This window comes from Pedobacter frigidisoli, from assembly GCF_032678525.1.
GTDB classification, from domain to species: domain Bacteria; phylum Bacteroidota; class Bacteroidia; order Sphingobacteriales; family Sphingobacteriaceae; genus Pedobacter; species Pedobacter frigidisoli_A.
The window spans coordinates 420,326-436,027 of record NZ_JAVTSE010000003.1 but is presented as its reverse complement, the minus strand read 5'-3'; the positions used below and the strand labels follow the sequence as shown (position 1 = coordinate 436,027).

At 43.7% G+C, this 15,702-nt stretch carries 14 protein-coding genes; 11 read left to right on the top strand and 3 right to left on the bottom strand.

Annotated features, from left to right (window positions below):
• Positions 1 to 318: 318 nt before the first annotated feature.
• The 11 genes from R2Q80_RS10925 to R2Q80_RS10875 all read left to right on the top strand — a co-directional run bounded on the left by R2Q80_RS10925 (position 319) and on the right by R2Q80_RS10875 (position 13,651).
• Positions 319 to 1,332 carry an SDR family NAD(P)-dependent oxidoreductase gene (locus R2Q80_RS10925; protein WP_316799637.1) on the top strand — a complete coding sequence of 338 codons (1,014 nt, stop codon included), beginning with the start codon at positions 319 to 321 and terminating at the stop codon, positions 1,330 to 1,332.
• 87 nt (positions 1,333 to 1,419) lie between these two features.
• Positions 1,420 to 2,226 (top strand): AraC family transcriptional regulator, encoded by an 807-nt coding sequence (locus tag R2Q80_RS10920; protein ID WP_316799636.1) that lies wholly within the window; start codon positions 1,420 to 1,422, stop codon positions 2,224 to 2,226.
• Between the two features lie 62 nt (positions 2,227 to 2,288).
• Positions 2,289 to 2,426, top strand: coding sequence for a hypothetical protein (locus tag R2Q80_RS10915; RefSeq protein ID WP_316799635.1), 138 nt, complete (start codon positions 2,289 to 2,291; stop codon positions 2,424 to 2,426).
• A 204-nt stretch (positions 2,427 to 2,630) separates the two neighbouring features.
• The gene (locus tag R2Q80_RS10910) at positions 2,631 to 3,011 is read left to right on the top strand and encodes a thioredoxin family protein (RefSeq protein WP_316799634.1); all 381 of its coding nucleotides are present in this window, start codon (positions 2,631 to 2,633) and stop codon (positions 3,009 to 3,011) included.
• On the top strand, positions 3,005 to 3,871 hold the full coding sequence (locus R2Q80_RS10905; RefSeq protein ID WP_316799633.1) for a hypothetical protein: 867 nt from the start codon (positions 3,005 to 3,007) through the stop codon (positions 3,869 to 3,871). Before R2Q80_RS10910 ends, R2Q80_RS10905 begins: the two co-directional genes overlap by 7 nt.
• A gap of 113 nt (positions 3,872 to 3,984) precedes the next feature.
• Positions 3,985 to 4,323, top strand: coding sequence for a n-acetylglutamate synthase (locus R2Q80_RS10900; protein ID WP_316799632.1), 339 nt, complete (start codon positions 3,985 to 3,987; stop codon positions 4,321 to 4,323).
• A gap of 111 nt (positions 4,324 to 4,434) precedes the next feature.
• Entirely contained in the window at positions 4,435 to 5,022 is a 588-nt protein-coding gene (locus tag R2Q80_RS10895) for a DUF4468 domain-containing protein (protein ID WP_316799631.1), read from the top strand.
• Positions 5,023 to 5,319: 297 nt separating this feature from the next.
• The gene (locus R2Q80_RS10890; RefSeq protein ID WP_316799630.1) at positions 5,320 to 7,215 is read left to right on the top strand and encodes a 7TM diverse intracellular signaling domain-containing protein; all 1,896 of its coding nucleotides are present in this window, start codon (positions 5,320 to 5,322) and stop codon (positions 7,213 to 7,215) included.
• 254 nt (positions 7,216 to 7,469) lie between these two features.
• Positions 7,470 to 10,556 (top strand): SusC/RagA family TonB-linked outer membrane protein, encoded by a 3,087-nt coding sequence (locus R2Q80_RS10885; RefSeq protein WP_316799629.1) that lies wholly within the window; start codon positions 7,470 to 7,472, stop codon positions 10,554 to 10,556.
• A gap of 11 nt (positions 10,557 to 10,567) precedes the next feature.
• Positions 10,568 to 12,442, top strand: coding sequence for a RagB/SusD family nutrient uptake outer membrane protein (locus tag R2Q80_RS10880; RefSeq protein ID WP_316799628.1), 1,875 nt, complete (start codon positions 10,568 to 10,570; stop codon positions 12,440 to 12,442).
• 36 nt (positions 12,443 to 12,478) lie between these two features.
• Entirely contained in the window at positions 12,479 to 13,651 is a 1,173-nt protein-coding gene (locus tag R2Q80_RS10875; RefSeq protein WP_316799627.1) for a glycoside hydrolase family 88 protein, read from the top strand.
• 101 nt (positions 13,652 to 13,752) lie between these two features.
• Here the strand turns inward: R2Q80_RS10875 and R2Q80_RS10870 are convergent, their stop codons facing one another.
• Genes R2Q80_RS10870 through R2Q80_RS10860 form a run of 3 tightly spaced genes read right to left on the bottom strand, consistent with a single transcriptional unit; the run spans position 13,753 to position 15,697 of the window.
• Positions 13,753 to 14,010: a Trm112 family protein gene (locus R2Q80_RS10870; RefSeq protein WP_316799626.1), complete on the bottom strand. Its 258-nt coding sequence runs from the start codon at positions 14,008 to 14,010 to the stop codon at positions 13,753 to 13,755.
• Complete coding sequence (locus R2Q80_RS10865) at positions 14,007 to 14,663, bottom strand: thiamine phosphate synthase (protein ID WP_316799625.1); 657 nt, start codon at positions 14,661 to 14,663, stop codon at positions 14,007 to 14,009. The genes R2Q80_RS10870 and R2Q80_RS10865 overlap by 4 nt, the downstream gene beginning before the upstream one ends.
• Positions 14,660 to 15,697, bottom strand: coding sequence for an AIR synthase family protein (locus tag R2Q80_RS10860; protein WP_316799624.1), 1,038 nt, complete (start codon positions 15,695 to 15,697; stop codon positions 14,660 to 14,662). The genes R2Q80_RS10865 and R2Q80_RS10860 overlap by 4 nt, the downstream gene beginning before the upstream one ends.
• Between the last annotated feature and the right edge of the window lie 5 nt (positions 15,698 to 15,702).

Sequence of the window (15,702 nt, the reverse complement as noted above, 5' to 3'; positions counted from 1 at the left end):
CCTATCTGAATCCACTATCACCTAAAAGACCTTCTATGATCTAGAGTCTATAACAACAGAAAGATTCTGGTATACTTCCCAAGAGGTTAAAGTGTAACTACCCATTTCTTCCGCACTGCTTACCCAATTTGTAACTGGGTAACCACTGGGTGAGCACTGGGTAAGCACTGGGTAAGCACTGGGTAAATCCTGGATGGTGACACCTCTGTAGCAGTGTTATTTTGAAATAGAGTTAGCCGTTTAAGCAAAGTAGAAACGCCTTTTAAACAAAATCGATTTCTTTCCCGCGCTATAGATTTGCAGTATAAAATTTATATCATGGAAAACAAGGAATCAAAACAGGCACCAATTGGCTCAGGCTTTGGTGCAGCCTCAACTGCTGCAGAGGTGATTAAAGGAATAAACTTAAATGGGAAAGTAGCAATCGTAACTGGCGGGTATGCAGGTATAGGTCTGGAAACGGCTAAAAGCCTCGCTAATGCCGGTGCTACAGTAATCGTTCCTGCCCGAAATGCAGAGAAAGCTGCTTTAGCGCTAAGCGGAATTGAGAATATTGAGACGGAATACATGGATCTAATGAATCCGGATTCTATTAATGGTTTTGCTCAAAAGTTTCTCAGCTCCGGCAGGCCAGTACACTTGCTGATCAATAATGCAGGAATCATGTGGGTGCCTTTACAGCGTGATGCCCGGGGTTATGAATCGCAATTTTCAACAAACCATCTTGGACACTTCCAATTGACTGCTTTGTTGTGGCCTGCTTTGAAAAAGGCCGATGGTGCAAGGGTTGTAAACGTTTCTTCATGGGGACACCGCTTCTCACCGGTGATATTCGATGACCCTCATTTTTTGCAACGCGAATTCGAAACTTTGCAGGGTTACGGACAATCTAAAACAGCAAATATTCTTTTTACGCTGGAACTGGATTACCGGGGTAAATCGGACGGGGTGAGGTCTTTCTCTTTACATCCGGGCGCGATTGTTGAAACCGACCTGAAGCGTCATCTTACCACTGAGCAGCTGATCAATATTGGCGTTTATGATGCGGAAGGAAAAACGATTCTAAACCCTGATATGGGCATGAAAACCATAGAGCAGGGTGCCTCCACAACAGTATGGTGTGCAACAAGTCCAAAATTAGATGGCTTAGGTGGCCTATACTGCGAAGATACCGAGGTGGCAGTTTTGCACCACAATGATGAACATGTAACCGAGCTGACTTCTATGGATCTGCCCAAAGGGGTAATGCCTTATGCTGTTGATAAGCAAAGTGCTGAAAAGCTTTGGACTTTAAGTGAAAACCTGATTGGACTTAGCTTTCATATCGATTAATTAAGATCAGTCTAAGGATTCATCATGTTTAGGGTAGGCGATGTTCAGACTACCCTGATTTTTTTCTAAATTTGTTTAATATTATATATGGCGGCAAATGATAGTTCTGGAAATGGCGAAATAGTACTGGCCTGCATAGAAGAAAAATTCTTTCAAAAGGAAGTACTGATCGAGCAGCATGCCCTGGTCAAAATCCTTTCTGGAGAAATGCGTGTGGTACAGGCGGACAAACCCCATTTTTTTAATGCCGGCGATATTGTGCTTTTTCCTCGCAACACGCTGACGACGGTAACCAAATGTCCTAAAGATGACCGTCCTTACCGCTCGGTTCTGCTCTACATTAGCGCAGATCAATTACAGCGATTCTATGCTAAAAACGAATATAATGCCAAGGGTAGCTATGATCCGCAGCTCAGGATCTATAGTGCAAATTTATTGTTTGAAAGTTTCTTTTCTTCGCTAATCCCTTATCTGGAACTCACCAGTGAACTTCCTGATGAGATTGTTTCGATCAAGATTGAAGAAGCAATATCGGTGTTGAGGAATGTTGACCCGGGGACCGACAATTTACTGGGTAATTTCAATCATCCTGGTAAATTGAATTTAATGGATTTTATGCAGAAAAATTATATGTTCAATCTTACCCTGGATAAGTTTTGTTACCTGACCGGACGAAGTCTTACGACTTTTAAAAAGGATTTTAAAAAAGCCTTTGGTACTACGCCACAACGATGGTTGACATCGAAACGTCTGGATCTTGCCCATCACGAGCTAAAAAGAAAAGGCCGCAAACCCATCGAAGTGTATTTTGAGGTGGGGTTTGAAAATCTGTCTCATTTCTCCTATGCTTTCAAAAAACAGTTTGGATATTCCCCAAGCGATATTCCTGCATAGTATACCGGAAATCACTACAGGCGATAAGTGTAGCAACAAGGAACTCCGCAAAAGTAATCGGCATGGAGGCAAATCTGGGTACGGTCAGTAAAGGTAAATTGGCTGATTTCATCATCCTCAATGCCGATCCGACCAAAGACATCAAAAATAAAAGGAAAATAAATGCAGTTTACAAGGCAGGCAAGCTGGTCAAATGGTAACTTTCTGATGCGCTTGCCAGTAAGGTCAAATATGGACTCTGTCAATGCCGGCGCGAACGCGGGAAGCCCAGGCTCTCCAATACCCCCGGCATCAGTATCATTTTCCATGATGTGGACTTCGATAGGCGGCGTGTTTGTGTCCTGTTTGGAGGATTTGCCAATCTCATTCCTGGTCGCTAACTTAGTATCCTACGTAACATAGCGATGAAAAAACTTATTATACTTTCTTTGGTATTAAGTGTGATCTATAGCACGATATCCCATGCACAAACAGAATCAGGTGGGGTGATTTTTTTCAAAGGAACTTGGAAAGATGCGCAAAATGAGGCCAAAAATCAGCAGAAACTCGTTTTTATTGATTTTTATACCGATTGGTGCGTGCCTTGTAAGCGTATGGACGTTGAGATTTTTCCGGATAAAAATGTTGGCGCGCTTTACAATAAGCTATTTATAAATATCAAAGTAAATGCAGAAAAGGAGAGGGAGTGTTGCTGGCAAAAACATTCGGCGTTCGGGCATATCCCACCTGGATCTTTACCGATGAAACTGGTCATGTCATTTTCAGAGGACTCGATTTTATGTTAACCAAAGATTTTATTGAGCTCGGAAGGGAGGCTTCAGTTCACAACAATGATTCTGGAAGTCTGGCTAAACTTGAACAACGCTTTTTAAATGGAGAGCGCCGGCAGGACTTCTTGAAAGCCTATATCACTAAGCGTACGGAAATGAAGTTGCCCAATGCCGATATGCTTAATACTTATTTGAAATTTGTACCTAAAGATCAACTTAGCAGAAATGAAGAGATTGTATTTTTAGGCAAAAATATTGGTGCCCGCCAGTCTGCTGCTGTTGATCATGTGCTTTCTGGATTACCAAGGCTGACCGAATTACAAAAGAAAGACGTCTCTGCGCGCTTGTTTAGCCTGTTCAGCAATGAGTTTGGGATAGCTAGAAAAGAAAAAAGACTCGAAGATCAGTACAAAATCATTAAGCAAATGGAGATCATATTATCTTCAGTCACAACAGAGCAGATGAATACGGCAAACCTCATTAAGCTGCTTTATTTTACCGAAACAAAGGATAGAGAAAATCTCAAGCGGGTGAGCCAGTCCATTGCACAAAAATTAATGGCTGTTAAAGATGAGGATATAACCATAAGAAACCTGGAGCTCTATAACGAACTCATGGAACCATTTATCTCTGGTGAACGTGACAGTACATCAATTCCAGGCTTTTCTGAGGAGGCAAAACGATTGCAAAAGCAGCATTCGGCTGAGATTGCATCGCGTTTGTATCAGGTTTCAGATGCTAATTTCAAAACACTGTCCCAGGATGATCCGGCTTTGAATGATGCCCTGAAATGGGCAGAACGCGCACACGCTTTAACTCCCAACGAGGCTACCCAAAAATTGGTGGCCAACCTCAGGGCAAAGGTCGGTGGATAGTTATTCGGTATTTTCATGGTAAGCGGCCAAAACATTTGCACTACCTTACCGCTGTATATTTTATTTTCAGGTAAATGTTTATAATTGTCGCTCTATAACCTTAATTCAGGGAAATGATCAATTATAATAACAGAATCTTTATTCCATCATCCAATTCTGACAATGGAGAAACCTCTGAAGAGACAAAGTTTCATTATTCACAAGTGGATAATATACTTACTGCCAGCTATTCCGGAGGTCAAATCCAGACAGGACATTTAATAGGTATTGTTAGTGCCGACGGCTCAATTGATATGCGGTATCACCAGGTAAATTCGTCCGGGCAGTTGATGACAGGGATATGTAATTCAATCCCTGAGATATTGCCTTCCGGAAAAATTCGGCTCCACGAAACCTGGGAGTGGACTTCCGGCGATAGATCAAAAGGTTTTTCAGTTATAGACGAGGTTTAGTTTTTGATAATGTCGCCTTTAACTAACTTGCACTTTACATGCGTATTCCTTACGTAGTGTTATGGCCAATGATTTATCTTTGTTAGTACATTTACTAAATGAGTTATAGCCATGAAAAATATATCAGGTAACCTGGAATTCTGGTCGGTTCTGTTTTTGATCCTTATTTCAACATCATCATATGGTCAAAGCTACCAATACCAGCAGGATTTACCTATCAAAAATGGAAAGCTGTTATACGAAAAAATCGTTGAGGGAATGGATGTGAAGAAGCCGCTATTATACGCCAGCGCAAAAAAGTGGATGGCTGATAAGCTTAAAAATACCGGACCTGTTCTCCAGTCAGAAGACATCAATACAGGACAACTCATCGGGAAAGCATTTTTAGACGTCCAGAACCGGTCTTCCCTGGTGAGCAGTCTTGAAGGATACCCGATCTATAAGTTTAGCGTTCAGTTCGATGTCAGAGACGGAAAATACCGGATGAGGATATATGACATCCTTTTAAACATCCAGCCCCGGGTTGGAGAGGAAGTGACCGCTAATCTTGATTCGCTGATCCTGAAATCTCCACCCATAACAGGAAAAGCCCGCATTGACAGGGCAAAGGCAACTTCACTGGAATTAAATACCATTTTCCGGGGGCTATTGAATTCCTTTAATGAAATCATCAAGGAGGCCAGACTCGATGACTTTTAAATCACTCATTGCCTGCCTGATAAATGTTAACTGTATTTAAACCAGGCTTCATCGCCGCATCAAGGCAGGATCAAAGCAGGATAAAGGCAGTCAAATCCCACCATCCCTGCCCCCTAAACTTCATGATAAGCACCTTAACTCCACCTTTTAGCGCAAAAAGGTAGTGTCACTGTGGAGTAGAGGTGGAGTCAGATTTTGCGAATAACCGGCTTAGTCAATAATTTTCAGCGAAATCTGACTTAGCAATTGGGTTTCTGCAATATTCTTTGTAATATAAGCCGACTAACCAAATTTATCATGCAAGATACGTTCCAGTTCATCTACGGAAAAGCAGGGATTATTCGCACATTACAATCCCTCAAGCTCATTACAATCGGTTTGTGTGCAACCTTATTGCTTTTCACAGGTAAAATAAGCGCCCAGGTTCCGCTTAAAATAGATGACAATACCCCACACCAACTCTTTACTTACAATCAAATCGACATTCTGGAAGATCCAACAGGTAAACTCGGCATCGGAGAGGTCATCACTTCAGTATATCAACATCAGTTTAAACCCAATAAAAACCGGATCCCCAAAAACGAGCATCAGGCATCTGCTTATTGGTACAGGTTTAAAATCGGTCACAATGAGGCCTCTCAAAAGAAATGGATCTTGGAGTTTTTTGATCAGTCCATAACCGACCTCAAACTGTACGTGTCTGACGGCTTCACCAGCTATCAGGAAAATTCATTCGGTACCCGATATGATTTTGCTAACAGGGTATATGAACATAAGAACTTTACATACGACCTCAATAATAATTCTAACAAACTGTTAACTTATTATGTCAGGATTAAATGTGATAATCCGGTAAGCGCTATTTTTGTGGTGCGCGATTTCAGGTGGTTTTTAGGCTATGCCATTAGCGAATACTTCATATTCGGGTTATTCTATGGTATGATCTTCGTGTTTTGCTTGTACAACCTGCTCATGTATTTTGCCATAGAAGGGAAGCAATATCTGTATTATGTACTGTACAATCTCGGGATTGGCCTTTACGAAATGTGCAACGATGGTATTGCTTTCCAATACCTCTGGCCTTCTTTTCCTGCACTAAACACCTATGGATTCGGGGTTTCACTTTTCATTAGTAGTATATTCGGAATGCTCTTTACCATCAGATTCCTTTATCTCAAGGCAAAATCACCACTATTCCACAAGGTAGTTTTGTGCACCATCTTTCTACGTACCGTATTTTTTCTGGCCTGTTTAATCTCTCCAACGCTTTTCAACTTTAAGATAATCGAAATCATCCCGCTGATCGTGGTTTTCTTATCTGCTATGTCCGTTTACCGGATGGGTTTCAAGCCTGCACTGTTTTTGGTTTCAGGTTACGCAATTCTCCTGTTTGGTTTCGCTGTTAAAATACTGTTACTGCTCAAATGGATTCCTTACGGCACGCTGGTTTATTATAGTTTAAGTATTTGCTTTGTTATCGAAATGGTATTGGTGTCATTTGCAATCGGAAACAGTATCCGGAGTTTAAGAAAGAAAAAGAACTTTGCACAAAAACGCATTATAGAACAGCTTCAGGTGAATGATAAGCTTAACCAGACACTGAATAATGAACTGACAGCGATGGTTGAATCCAGAACGCGTGAGCTTCGTGAGAAGGCAGAAATTATTGAGGCACAAAACGTGGAAATTTCGGTAATGAATGCAATGTTGAAACAGGATGTTAAAGAACTGAACCTGAACATCGAGCGTGTAACCAAGGCACGTGTCATGGCTAAAAAAGTGGATTTTGAAGAGTTTAGCAGAATCTATCCTGACAAAGAAAGTTGCTTTAAGTACCTCTCTGAGTTAAAGTGGTCTGCGGGATATGCCTGTAAAAAATGCAGTAATGATCACTATTTAAATGGTGCCACACCCCATGCCCGTCGTTGTACCCGCTGCGGTTACGATGAATCAGTAATTGCCGGAACACTCTTTCAGAACAGCCGGATTCCAATTAATAAAGCACTTTATATGCTCCTATTGGTGTACAACTCCAAAGGCACAATATCTTCCTATAAACTCTCTCAGATTCTGGAGATCCGGCAGGGAACCTGCTGGACTTACAACTCCAAAATGCAGAAGATTTATCAGGAGAAGAAAGACATGGTGAAAAAGGCCGGGGAAGAGGGGTGGACTAAACTGATCATGGAGTAGAATGGCTATCAATACCCTAAATCGCTTAAATATTCACAAAAAAAAATCTTGCTGTTAAAGCGTATTGCCCTGATTTTGATTAGTAGCTATAGCGCTGTCCTAAACAGCTTTTTTGTTTTTAAGTTATTGCGTTTAAAGTGTATTGGTTTTGTATTTAACTAATTGAAATGTAGTGATTTATGTATAATTTCTGTTTGTTTTTTGGTTTTAAATAGAATACGTTTGTGTTCTTAATTTCTTAACCAAATACAATTATGAGAAAAAAAATTACGCTATTTTTTAGTTTGGTTTGCTTTATGCTGCTCTCTGCCCACGCGCAGGAAGCCACCATAAAGGGAACCGTAAAAGACAAAGCAGGGGCGGGCATCCCCGGTGTTTCGGTGAAAATTAAAAACGCAAGAACGGGTGTCTCTACCGGGGCTGATGGTGGTTTTTCCATTGGCGCACCAGCCAATGCTACACTGGTATTTTCAGCAGTTGGCTATACCCCACAGGAGGTAGCAGTCAACAGGCGCACTACTTTTTCAATCATCTTGCTTGATGAACCCCAAAACCTCAGCGATGTGGTGGTAATCGGTTATGGTACTGCAACCAAACGCGATGCTACTGGTGCCATCTCCAGTGTTAAGGCTACTCAGCTAGAGAATGAAAATCCGCAGAGTCTGTCCGACGTACTCCGGGGAAATGTTCCGGGACTGTCTGTAGGCCTGAGTTCAAGTGCCAAAGGCGGGGGCGATTTCCTGGTGCGTGGAAAATCAACGTTAAGCGCCGGAAGCTCGCCATTAATTGTATTGGACGGCGTGATTTACAACGGACAGCTGGCAGATATTAACCCCAATGATATTGAAACGGTAGACGTACTGAAAGATGCCAGTTCGCTGGCTGTGTACGGTGCCAAAGCTGCAACAGGCGTAATCGCCGTAACCACCAAAAAAGGTAAAGGCGATGAGCCACTCATCACCATCAACACCAACGCCGGCTTTGCCGAATTGGCCAAAAACATGCGTAGTTATGATGGAGAAGACTTCCTGGCCTGGAGGGGCGACGTATTAAGGAGCGGCGCAACAACACCCGAATATCTGTATAATGACCCCAGAAATCTTCCTGCCGGAGTCACGTTAAATCAGTGGTTAAACGGTCAAACGGGCGATCCCGTAGATTTGTGGTTAAACCGCCTGGGCCTCGTGGCCAACGAAAAAGCCAATTACCTCGCAGGTAAAACAGAACCCTGGTACGATGATATTTTTAGAAAAGGGTTTCGCCAGGACCATACCCTAAGCCTAAGCGGAAGAAAACAGGAAATCAACTATTACATGTCTCTGGGTTACCAAAAGAACCAGAACGTAATTGAAGGTGGAGACTATACCGCCATCAGGGCCAGGATTAACCTGGAAGGACAGGTCGCAAAATCAGTCACACTTGGAATGAACTTCCAGTTCGCCGATCGCGATGAAGCCAGAACCGGCACCGGCTCACTCGAGGCAGACTGGACCCAACTCATCAATCTTTCCCCTTATGGAGACCGTTACCTCGCTAACGGAGAGTTGCGCCGGATCCCTACCGACGACAGCGGATTGAACGCCAGAAATCCTTTTTTAAGCATGACCTATAACGAAAGGATGAATAAACAGAATACCATTTTCGGAAGTGTATATGGCAAGGTAAAACTTCCGTTTGGCTTTAGCTACCAGATCAATTTTAGCCCCGGACTGGATTTCTACCGTACCTTCGATTACCGCTCTTCCAGAAACCCTGATGTGGTAACTCCCGGCGGTTCGGCAACCAGATCAAATGAAACCCGCTACAACTGGCAGGTCGATAACCTCATTAAATGGAATAAAACCTTTGCCAATATTCACAATTTCGACCTGACGCTGCTTGCAAATGCCGAAAAATACCAAACCTGGTGGACACAGGCAGGTAATGAGGGTTTTGTACCGGGCGATGTGCTGAGCTACCATAACTTATCAAGTGGTGTCAAGCCAACAACCAACAGTGAAGATAAAGTTTATACGGGCGACGCTTTGCTGGCCAGGTTAACCTATTCACTTTTACAACGCTATTACCTTACCCTTACCGTTCGCCGTGATGGATATTCTGTATTCGGCGTCAACTCAAAAAGAGCAACTTTCCCTTCCGCCGCGCTGGCCTGGGTATTTACCGATGAAAAGTTTCTTAAAAATCAAAAGTGGCTCAATTACGGTAAACTAAGGTTATCGTACGGGGTAAATGGAAACCGTGACCTGCGTAATCCTGATAACGGAACGGTAGATCCATATGCGGCGCTCGCACAACTGACCAGTGGAAAATACCAGACGGTAACTCCCGGAGGCACAGCATCTGATGTGAACACGGTGCAGATTTCCAGCAAGATGGCCAATGCCAATCTGAAATGGGAGGAAACCACCGCACTAAATATTGGTTTAGACTTCTCGCTGTTTAATGACCGCATCAATGGTTCCATTGAAGCTTTTACTAAAAAAACAACCGATTTGCTGGTGCGGCAAACGCTGCCTAACGTAAGTGGCTATTCAAATGTATATTCCAATCTTGCCCGAATCAACAACAAGGGGGGTGAGTTTAGTGTAACCACAAAAAACCTGATAGAAGGTAATATTAAATGGAGCACAAACTTCAATATCTCCTTTAACCGGAATAAGATTATCGCCCTTGCACTGCCAACCAACGATCCTGGTAACGGATGGTTTATTGGTAAAGACATCGACGTGATCTGGGATTACAAGGTAAACGGCGTTTGGCAGGCAGATGAAATGGCTGAAGCAGCGAAATTCACCAAAGCAGCAATTAAAGCGGGTGATTTCAAACTGGAAGATGTGAATGGAGATTATGCCTATTCTGATGATGATAAACAATTTCTGGGATATAAAACCCCACGCTATTTTCTGGCGATGAGAAATGAGTTCAATATCTTCAAAAACTTTGATTTCTCCTTTCAGCTCTTATCCAACTGGGGACAGATGAAACAGTACAACCTGGCAAAGAACCAGCCCGGAAGTGTAGGCTTTGCCCGCTCAAATTCTTACGTATTTCCGTACTGGACACCGTCCAACCCTATCAACGATTATGCGAGATTAAATTCAGGTTCCAGTGGCACCAGCTTCAATGTGTATTGGGATAATTCATTTATCCGCCTGAACACCGTTGCCCTGTCGTACTCTGTTCCTGTAAACCTGCTAACTAAAATACGCGTTAAATCAGCAAAAATATATGCCAACGTCACCAATGCAGGTTATTATGCACCAACATGGACCTTTTGGGATCCGCAGAATGACGGACCAACTCCAAGATACTACACTTTAGGCCTTAATGTGACGCTTTAACATTGATGAATATGAAAAATACAAATAAAAACATACTATTCTTTCTTGGATTCGTTGCCCTGATCATAGCCGCAGGATGCAAGAAAAGCTATCTGGATTCCGAGCAGCTTTCGGCTTATGCTCCGGAGAATCTCAATAATCTCGTTGCCATGAAAGCCGCACTTAATGGTTTAGGTGCAGCAACCAGAAGAGAGTTTTTCGGCGATTCTGCACCTATGCTTACAGAATCAATTTTCTCAGACGTTGCCGTAGAGGGCACCACTGATAAAAATACACCTGCCCAGGACCTGATTTCGAGAATTACGCCGGATGCCAACCTGAACAGTGACGACTACAACAAAATAGGATGGTACTGGGAAAACGAATTCATTGCCGTTAGACAAGCGAATACCATTATCTCCAATATCGACAGGCCTACCTACAGTTCCGAGGCAGAGAAAAACCTGATTCTAGGGTCGGCATTATTTTACAGGGCTTATAACTATTACCGTTTGGTACACCAGTTCGGTGATGTGCCGCTGCTTTTACAGGATCTGGAATCTCCTAAAGCCGATTTTTACTCCACCAAAAGAGAAGTAATCCTGGCTAAACTGAAAACAGATCTGGAGTTTGCACAAACCTGGGTAACCGACGGCGGCAATAAAGGTGACGTGTCAAAAGGCGCAGTCAGCCACCTTCTCACTAAAGTCAACCTGGCCCTGGGCAAGTTTGATGATGCCATTGCTTCTGCCAATAATGTCATCAATGGCGGTAAATATGGAATGATGACCGCCCGCTTCGGAAGCACCGCTTCAGATGCCAGCAAAAACGTAATCTGGGATTTGCACCGCATGGATAACAAGTCCATTGCCACAAACCGTGAAGCACTGTTTCTGGTTATCGACAGAGAGAATTTCGTGGGCTTCACCGCTAACGGATCGCAGCTGATGAGAAATACCGTACCGGCCTGGCATTTTGCAAATGTAAAAACACCTTCCGGCACTACGGCCATCGTCGATGCCGTAACTGCCGAAATCCCCCTCACCAGAATGTACGGCAGGGGAATCGGACGTTATCGCGGTACGCCGTACAGCACAAAATACATCTGGACAGATAATACGGATTACCGGCATGCAAAAGGGATGTGGATGGATATGACGGATCTGGTTTACAATAACCCAGCCTTGAAAACTTCATCAAACGCTGCAGACAGAGCCCTTTACGGACAGCCGCTACAACCTTATTCGTCGTCAAATCTTGCCCAAAGATTTACCAATGGTGCACTTGATACCATTCGGCATTGGTTCGGATGGCCGCATTATAAGGTGTTTATCAATTCTACCAACACACTGGCTAACGATCCATACTGGACGCCACCACGCGGAACAAATACGGATTGGTACGTATTCCGATTGGCAGAAACTTATTTGCTGCGGGCCGAAGCCTATTATTGGAAAGGCGATCTTGCGCTGGCTATGGCCGATATCAATGTCGTTCGGGCACGGGCCAATGCAACCCTGTTAACCAATGCCAGTGCCATCACTATTGGTACCATTCTGGATGAACGCGCACGGGAATTGTATTGGGAAGAACCCCGCAAAACAGAGCTCACCCGCATTGCCTATATTTTCGCACAAACCGGCAAAGCAGCATATAATGGAAAAGTGTATAACATTGCCGCTTTTTCCGACAATAACTTCATGTACGACAGGATTATGGAGAAAAATGATTTCTATAAAAACCAGGTTCCAACCCTTCAAGGTGTAAATTATAAAATTGCACCATATCATGTGCTATGGCCGGTTCCTGCTTCAGCTCAGCGATTTAACACCGAGGGAAGGATTAACCAGAATAAAGGTTATGCAGGATATGAACTTAATGTGCCTGCCCTCGATAAACTTCCGTAACTTGAATATGAATTTGAAGCATAATCTAGCGACTCCATGAAATTTAAAATCAATATTACATTACTGATTCTCCTGGCTTGCCACGTTGCAAACGCACAAAACGTTGATGTTAAAAAAGCCTTTGCATCCGCCGGCAAGCAAACTGATGTGCTTATCCGCAATGTCGACTCTGCCCGGTTGGTGAAGCCCAGCCAGGTTTCACCACGCACGGTAGAAAAGGGTCAGTTCAAAATGGTCGTTTCAAAAGACTGGACAAGTGGGTTTTTCCCGGCCGAACTCTGGTACTTTTATCAGTTCACGAAAGACGAAAAGTGGCTTAAGCTCGCCAGAAAGTATACCGACGATATCAAAGAGGAGCAATATAACCGGGGTACGCACGATCTGGGATTTATGATTTACTGTCCCTTTGGAAACGGCTATCGCCTAACCAAAGATACTGCCTATAAGGCTGTAATTATCCAGGCAGCCCGGTCGCTTGCCACACGGTTTAACAAAACGGCAGGCGTACTGAAATCCTGGGACCATAATGGCGATAAATGGAAGTACCCGGTTATCATCGACAATATGATGAACCTGGAATTACTTTTCGAGGCGACCAAAATGACCGGCGATTCTTCATTTTATAAGATTTCCGTTTCCCATGCAGATCATACCATTAAAAACCACTTCCGGCCTGACTTCAGTTCTTATCATGTAATCGACTATGATACCGCTAAAGCCGGGCATATTTTACAAAAGGTTACGGCGCAGGGCTATGCAAACGAATCAGCCTGGGCGAGGGGACAGGCATGGGCATTATACGGCTACACCATGTGTTTCAGGGAAACTCAAAACAGGCGGTATCTTGCTCAGGCAGATGGTATTGCCGGCTTTATCTTAAATAATAAGGTTACCCCAGCAGATGGTGTTCCTTATTGGGATTATAACGACCCGAAGATTCCGGATGCTTCAAGAGATGCCTCCGCTGCGGCCATTACGGCATCTGCATTGTACGAGCTGGCGAAATACAGCAGTAATGGAAAGAAATATAAAGCTGCTGCAGATCATATCTTGTGTTCACTGAGTAAAAACTACACCAGTAAGTTTGGCGATAACTATGGTTTTATACTCGAACATAGCACCGGTCATCGCCCTGCCAAGTCTGAAATTGATGTGCCCATTAACTATGCAGATTACTATTATCTGGAAGCACTGTTAAGAAGTAACTAAGAAGATTAAGTTGGAAACCTTATATCTTTGACTATCAAATGAAAAAGCCTGTCTGAGTACAGGCTTTTTCATTTGTTTTTAAAGTGCTCCAAGCTAAAGCTTTAGGGCAGTAGCTTGGTATCTGTCAGTTCATGCTCAAGTTTCCACTTTTCCATTATTGGTTGTTCAAGTTCAATCTGACGGTATTCATCCGGCGACATAATCGGTACCCCATGAACAATAGGGTATTTTCGTTTACATTCCATGCAGGTGAGTACTCCTTCCAGAACGTTTGAGTCGATGTCTTTTACAAATATGTCTAGATTGAGGTCCTTTTTATCAAATGGACAGCATAGTTTTTCTATGGTTTTGGTTCTCATAATATTTTACTGTTTGTTGTTAATACTTGTTGATATTGCCTTGTTCGAGCAACGGGATTATCAGCACTTAAAATCCCTGATATCACGGCAACACCATCAAAGGGTATCTGTTTACTCAACACATCCGCGTTTTCCGGTGTGATTCCTCCTGAAACAAACAGCGGCAGATGGGTAAGCTCGCGTGCTGCGCTCACGGTTTCCGGTAATACGATGTCGCAACTTCCTGCCGAGCTCGATGGGAACATCGAGCAAAAAGAGATATAATCAAGCTTATCCTTGTGTGCGAGCCGTACCGTATCCAGATTTCCCGAACAGGTTACGCCGATCATAAAGTCTCTGGTCACTTGAGTTTTAATCCAGCTAAGATCATCCGGGAAAACATCGAAATGTACGCCGTCGAGCTCCGAAGATTCTTTCAGCAGGGTCCACTCCTGGTTGATGAGAAGCGGAATTTGATAGGGATGGGAAAGAATGGATATTTCCTTTATAAAACTCAGCCTATCTATCCCTTCAGGCCAGTTATTCCAGATCTGCAGCACATCAATTCCTCCCGCCAGTGCCAGCTTAAGTTTGTCCATTAAAGCATCCCTCTGCATTGCCGGATCTATTACCAGATAGATTCCGCCCTTAATATTTTTCCTAATGTTGCTCATGTCCATCCTTTCTTTAGTGCAGAAAAAAAGGCATTCCAATACGGATCGGTAGAGAAATACGGCAGATCAACCAACTCATCCGCTTCTCGTAGTTTGTATCCTTTTTCCTTTGCGGTAAATCTACCGATGATAGTCGCCTGAATATTTTCACGCTCGAGCTGATCAGTTAGATTTTTTGCCCGGTCATGCTTTACCGCCATGATCATACTCCCGGCGCCAACACAGAATCGTGGATCAATTTCAAAGAGCCTGCATACCTCAATGGCCGTCTGGCTTACCGGAATCGCATGACTGTCGATTTCTACGCCATTGCCAGAGGCGATAGCCATCTCATAAACTGCACCCAATACCCCGCCCTCGGTTACATCGTGCATGGCATTCGCCTGTCCGGCCGCGTTAGCAATCATCGCCTCTTTCAGACTTGATGTCTGGTAGAAAAGCTCACATCCTTTCTGATAGGTTTCTGTTCCTAGTCTGGCCACCACAGTTTTAGGAAAACTCATGGATAAAATAGCGGTAGATGAGGTAGCACATCCTTTGGTTACTACTATGAGGTCGCCGGCCTGCGCTTGCCTGCTCAGTAAAATGTTTTGTGCAGGTGCCGTGAGCAGCATGGTGCCACCGCCAGCTATGGTCGAGTTTTGCCCCTCAATGCTACCGGTATGTCCGCCGGTAATCGCTACACCAATGGCTATGCAGTATTGATGAACATGTTCCCAGTAAATATTTAAATCCTGTTTAGTCAGCGACGCAGGCAGGTTGAGCACCATTTGCGCATACATAGGAGCAAACCCGGTGGTAGCCATGTCGTTAGCCATTAAATGAACCGATAGCCAGGCTGATTCCTGCAAACCCAAAGAGGGGATCAACGACAAGGGGTCGCTTGTCATCGCCAGTGCCAGTCCGCCGGCCAGGTTGACAACCGATACATCCACGCCAAAAGCTGGTCCGCAAGTTACCTCACTACGGTTCTTTCCACAATGCTGAAGAATGATTTCCTCCAGACCATCGTTATCTATTTTTCCTAAGCCCATAGTTT

Bases quoted from the DNA above. Each gene is read 5' to 3' on its own strand.
- R2Q80_RS10880 (WP_316799628.1), top strand. From the start codon at position 10,568: ATGAAAAATACAAATAAAAACATACTATTCTTTCTTGGATTCGTTGCC.
- R2Q80_RS10875 (WP_316799627.1), top strand. From the start codon at position 12,479: ATGAAATTTAAAATCAATATTACATTACTGATTCTCCTGGCTTGCCAC.
- R2Q80_RS10890 (WP_316799630.1), top strand. From the start codon at position 5,320: ATGCAAGATACGTTCCAGTTCATCTACGGAAAAGCAGGGATTATTCGC.
- R2Q80_RS10920 (WP_316799636.1), top strand. From the start codon at position 1,420: ATGGCGGCAAATGATAGTTCTGGAAATGGCGAAATAGTACTGGCCTGC.
- R2Q80_RS10925 (WP_316799637.1), top strand. From the start codon at position 319: ATGGAAAACAAGGAATCAAAACAGGCACCAATTGGCTCAGGCTTTGGT.
- R2Q80_RS10870 (WP_316799626.1), bottom strand. From the start codon at position 14,010: ATGAGAACCAAAACCATAGAAAAACTATGCTGTCCATTTGATAAAAAG.
- R2Q80_RS10885 (WP_316799629.1), top strand. From the start codon at position 7,470: ATGAGAAAAAAAATTACGCTATTTTTTAGTTTGGTTTGCTTTATGCTG.
- R2Q80_RS10865 (WP_316799625.1), bottom strand. From the start codon at position 14,663: ATGAGCAACATTAGGAAAAATATTAAGGGCGGAATCTATCTGGTAATA.
- R2Q80_RS10895 (WP_316799631.1), top strand. From the start codon at position 4,435: ATGAAAAATATATCAGGTAACCTGGAATTCTGGTCGGTTCTGTTTTTG.
- R2Q80_RS10910 (WP_316799634.1), top strand. From the start codon at position 2,631: ATGAAAAAACTTATTATACTTTCTTTGGTATTAAGTGTGATCTATAGC.
- R2Q80_RS10900 (WP_316799632.1), top strand. From the start codon at position 3,985: ATGATCAATTATAATAACAGAATCTTTATTCCATCATCCAATTCTGAC.
- R2Q80_RS10905 (WP_316799633.1), top strand. From the start codon at position 3,005: ATGTTAACCAAAGATTTTATTGAGCTCGGAAGGGAGGCTTCAGTTCAC.
- R2Q80_RS10915 (WP_316799635.1), top strand. From the start codon at position 2,289: ATGGAGGCAAATCTGGGTACGGTCAGTAAAGGTAAATTGGCTGATTTC.
- R2Q80_RS10860 (WP_316799624.1), bottom strand. From the start codon at position 15,697: ATGGGCTTAGGAAAAATAGATAACGATGGTCTGGAGGAAATCATTCTT.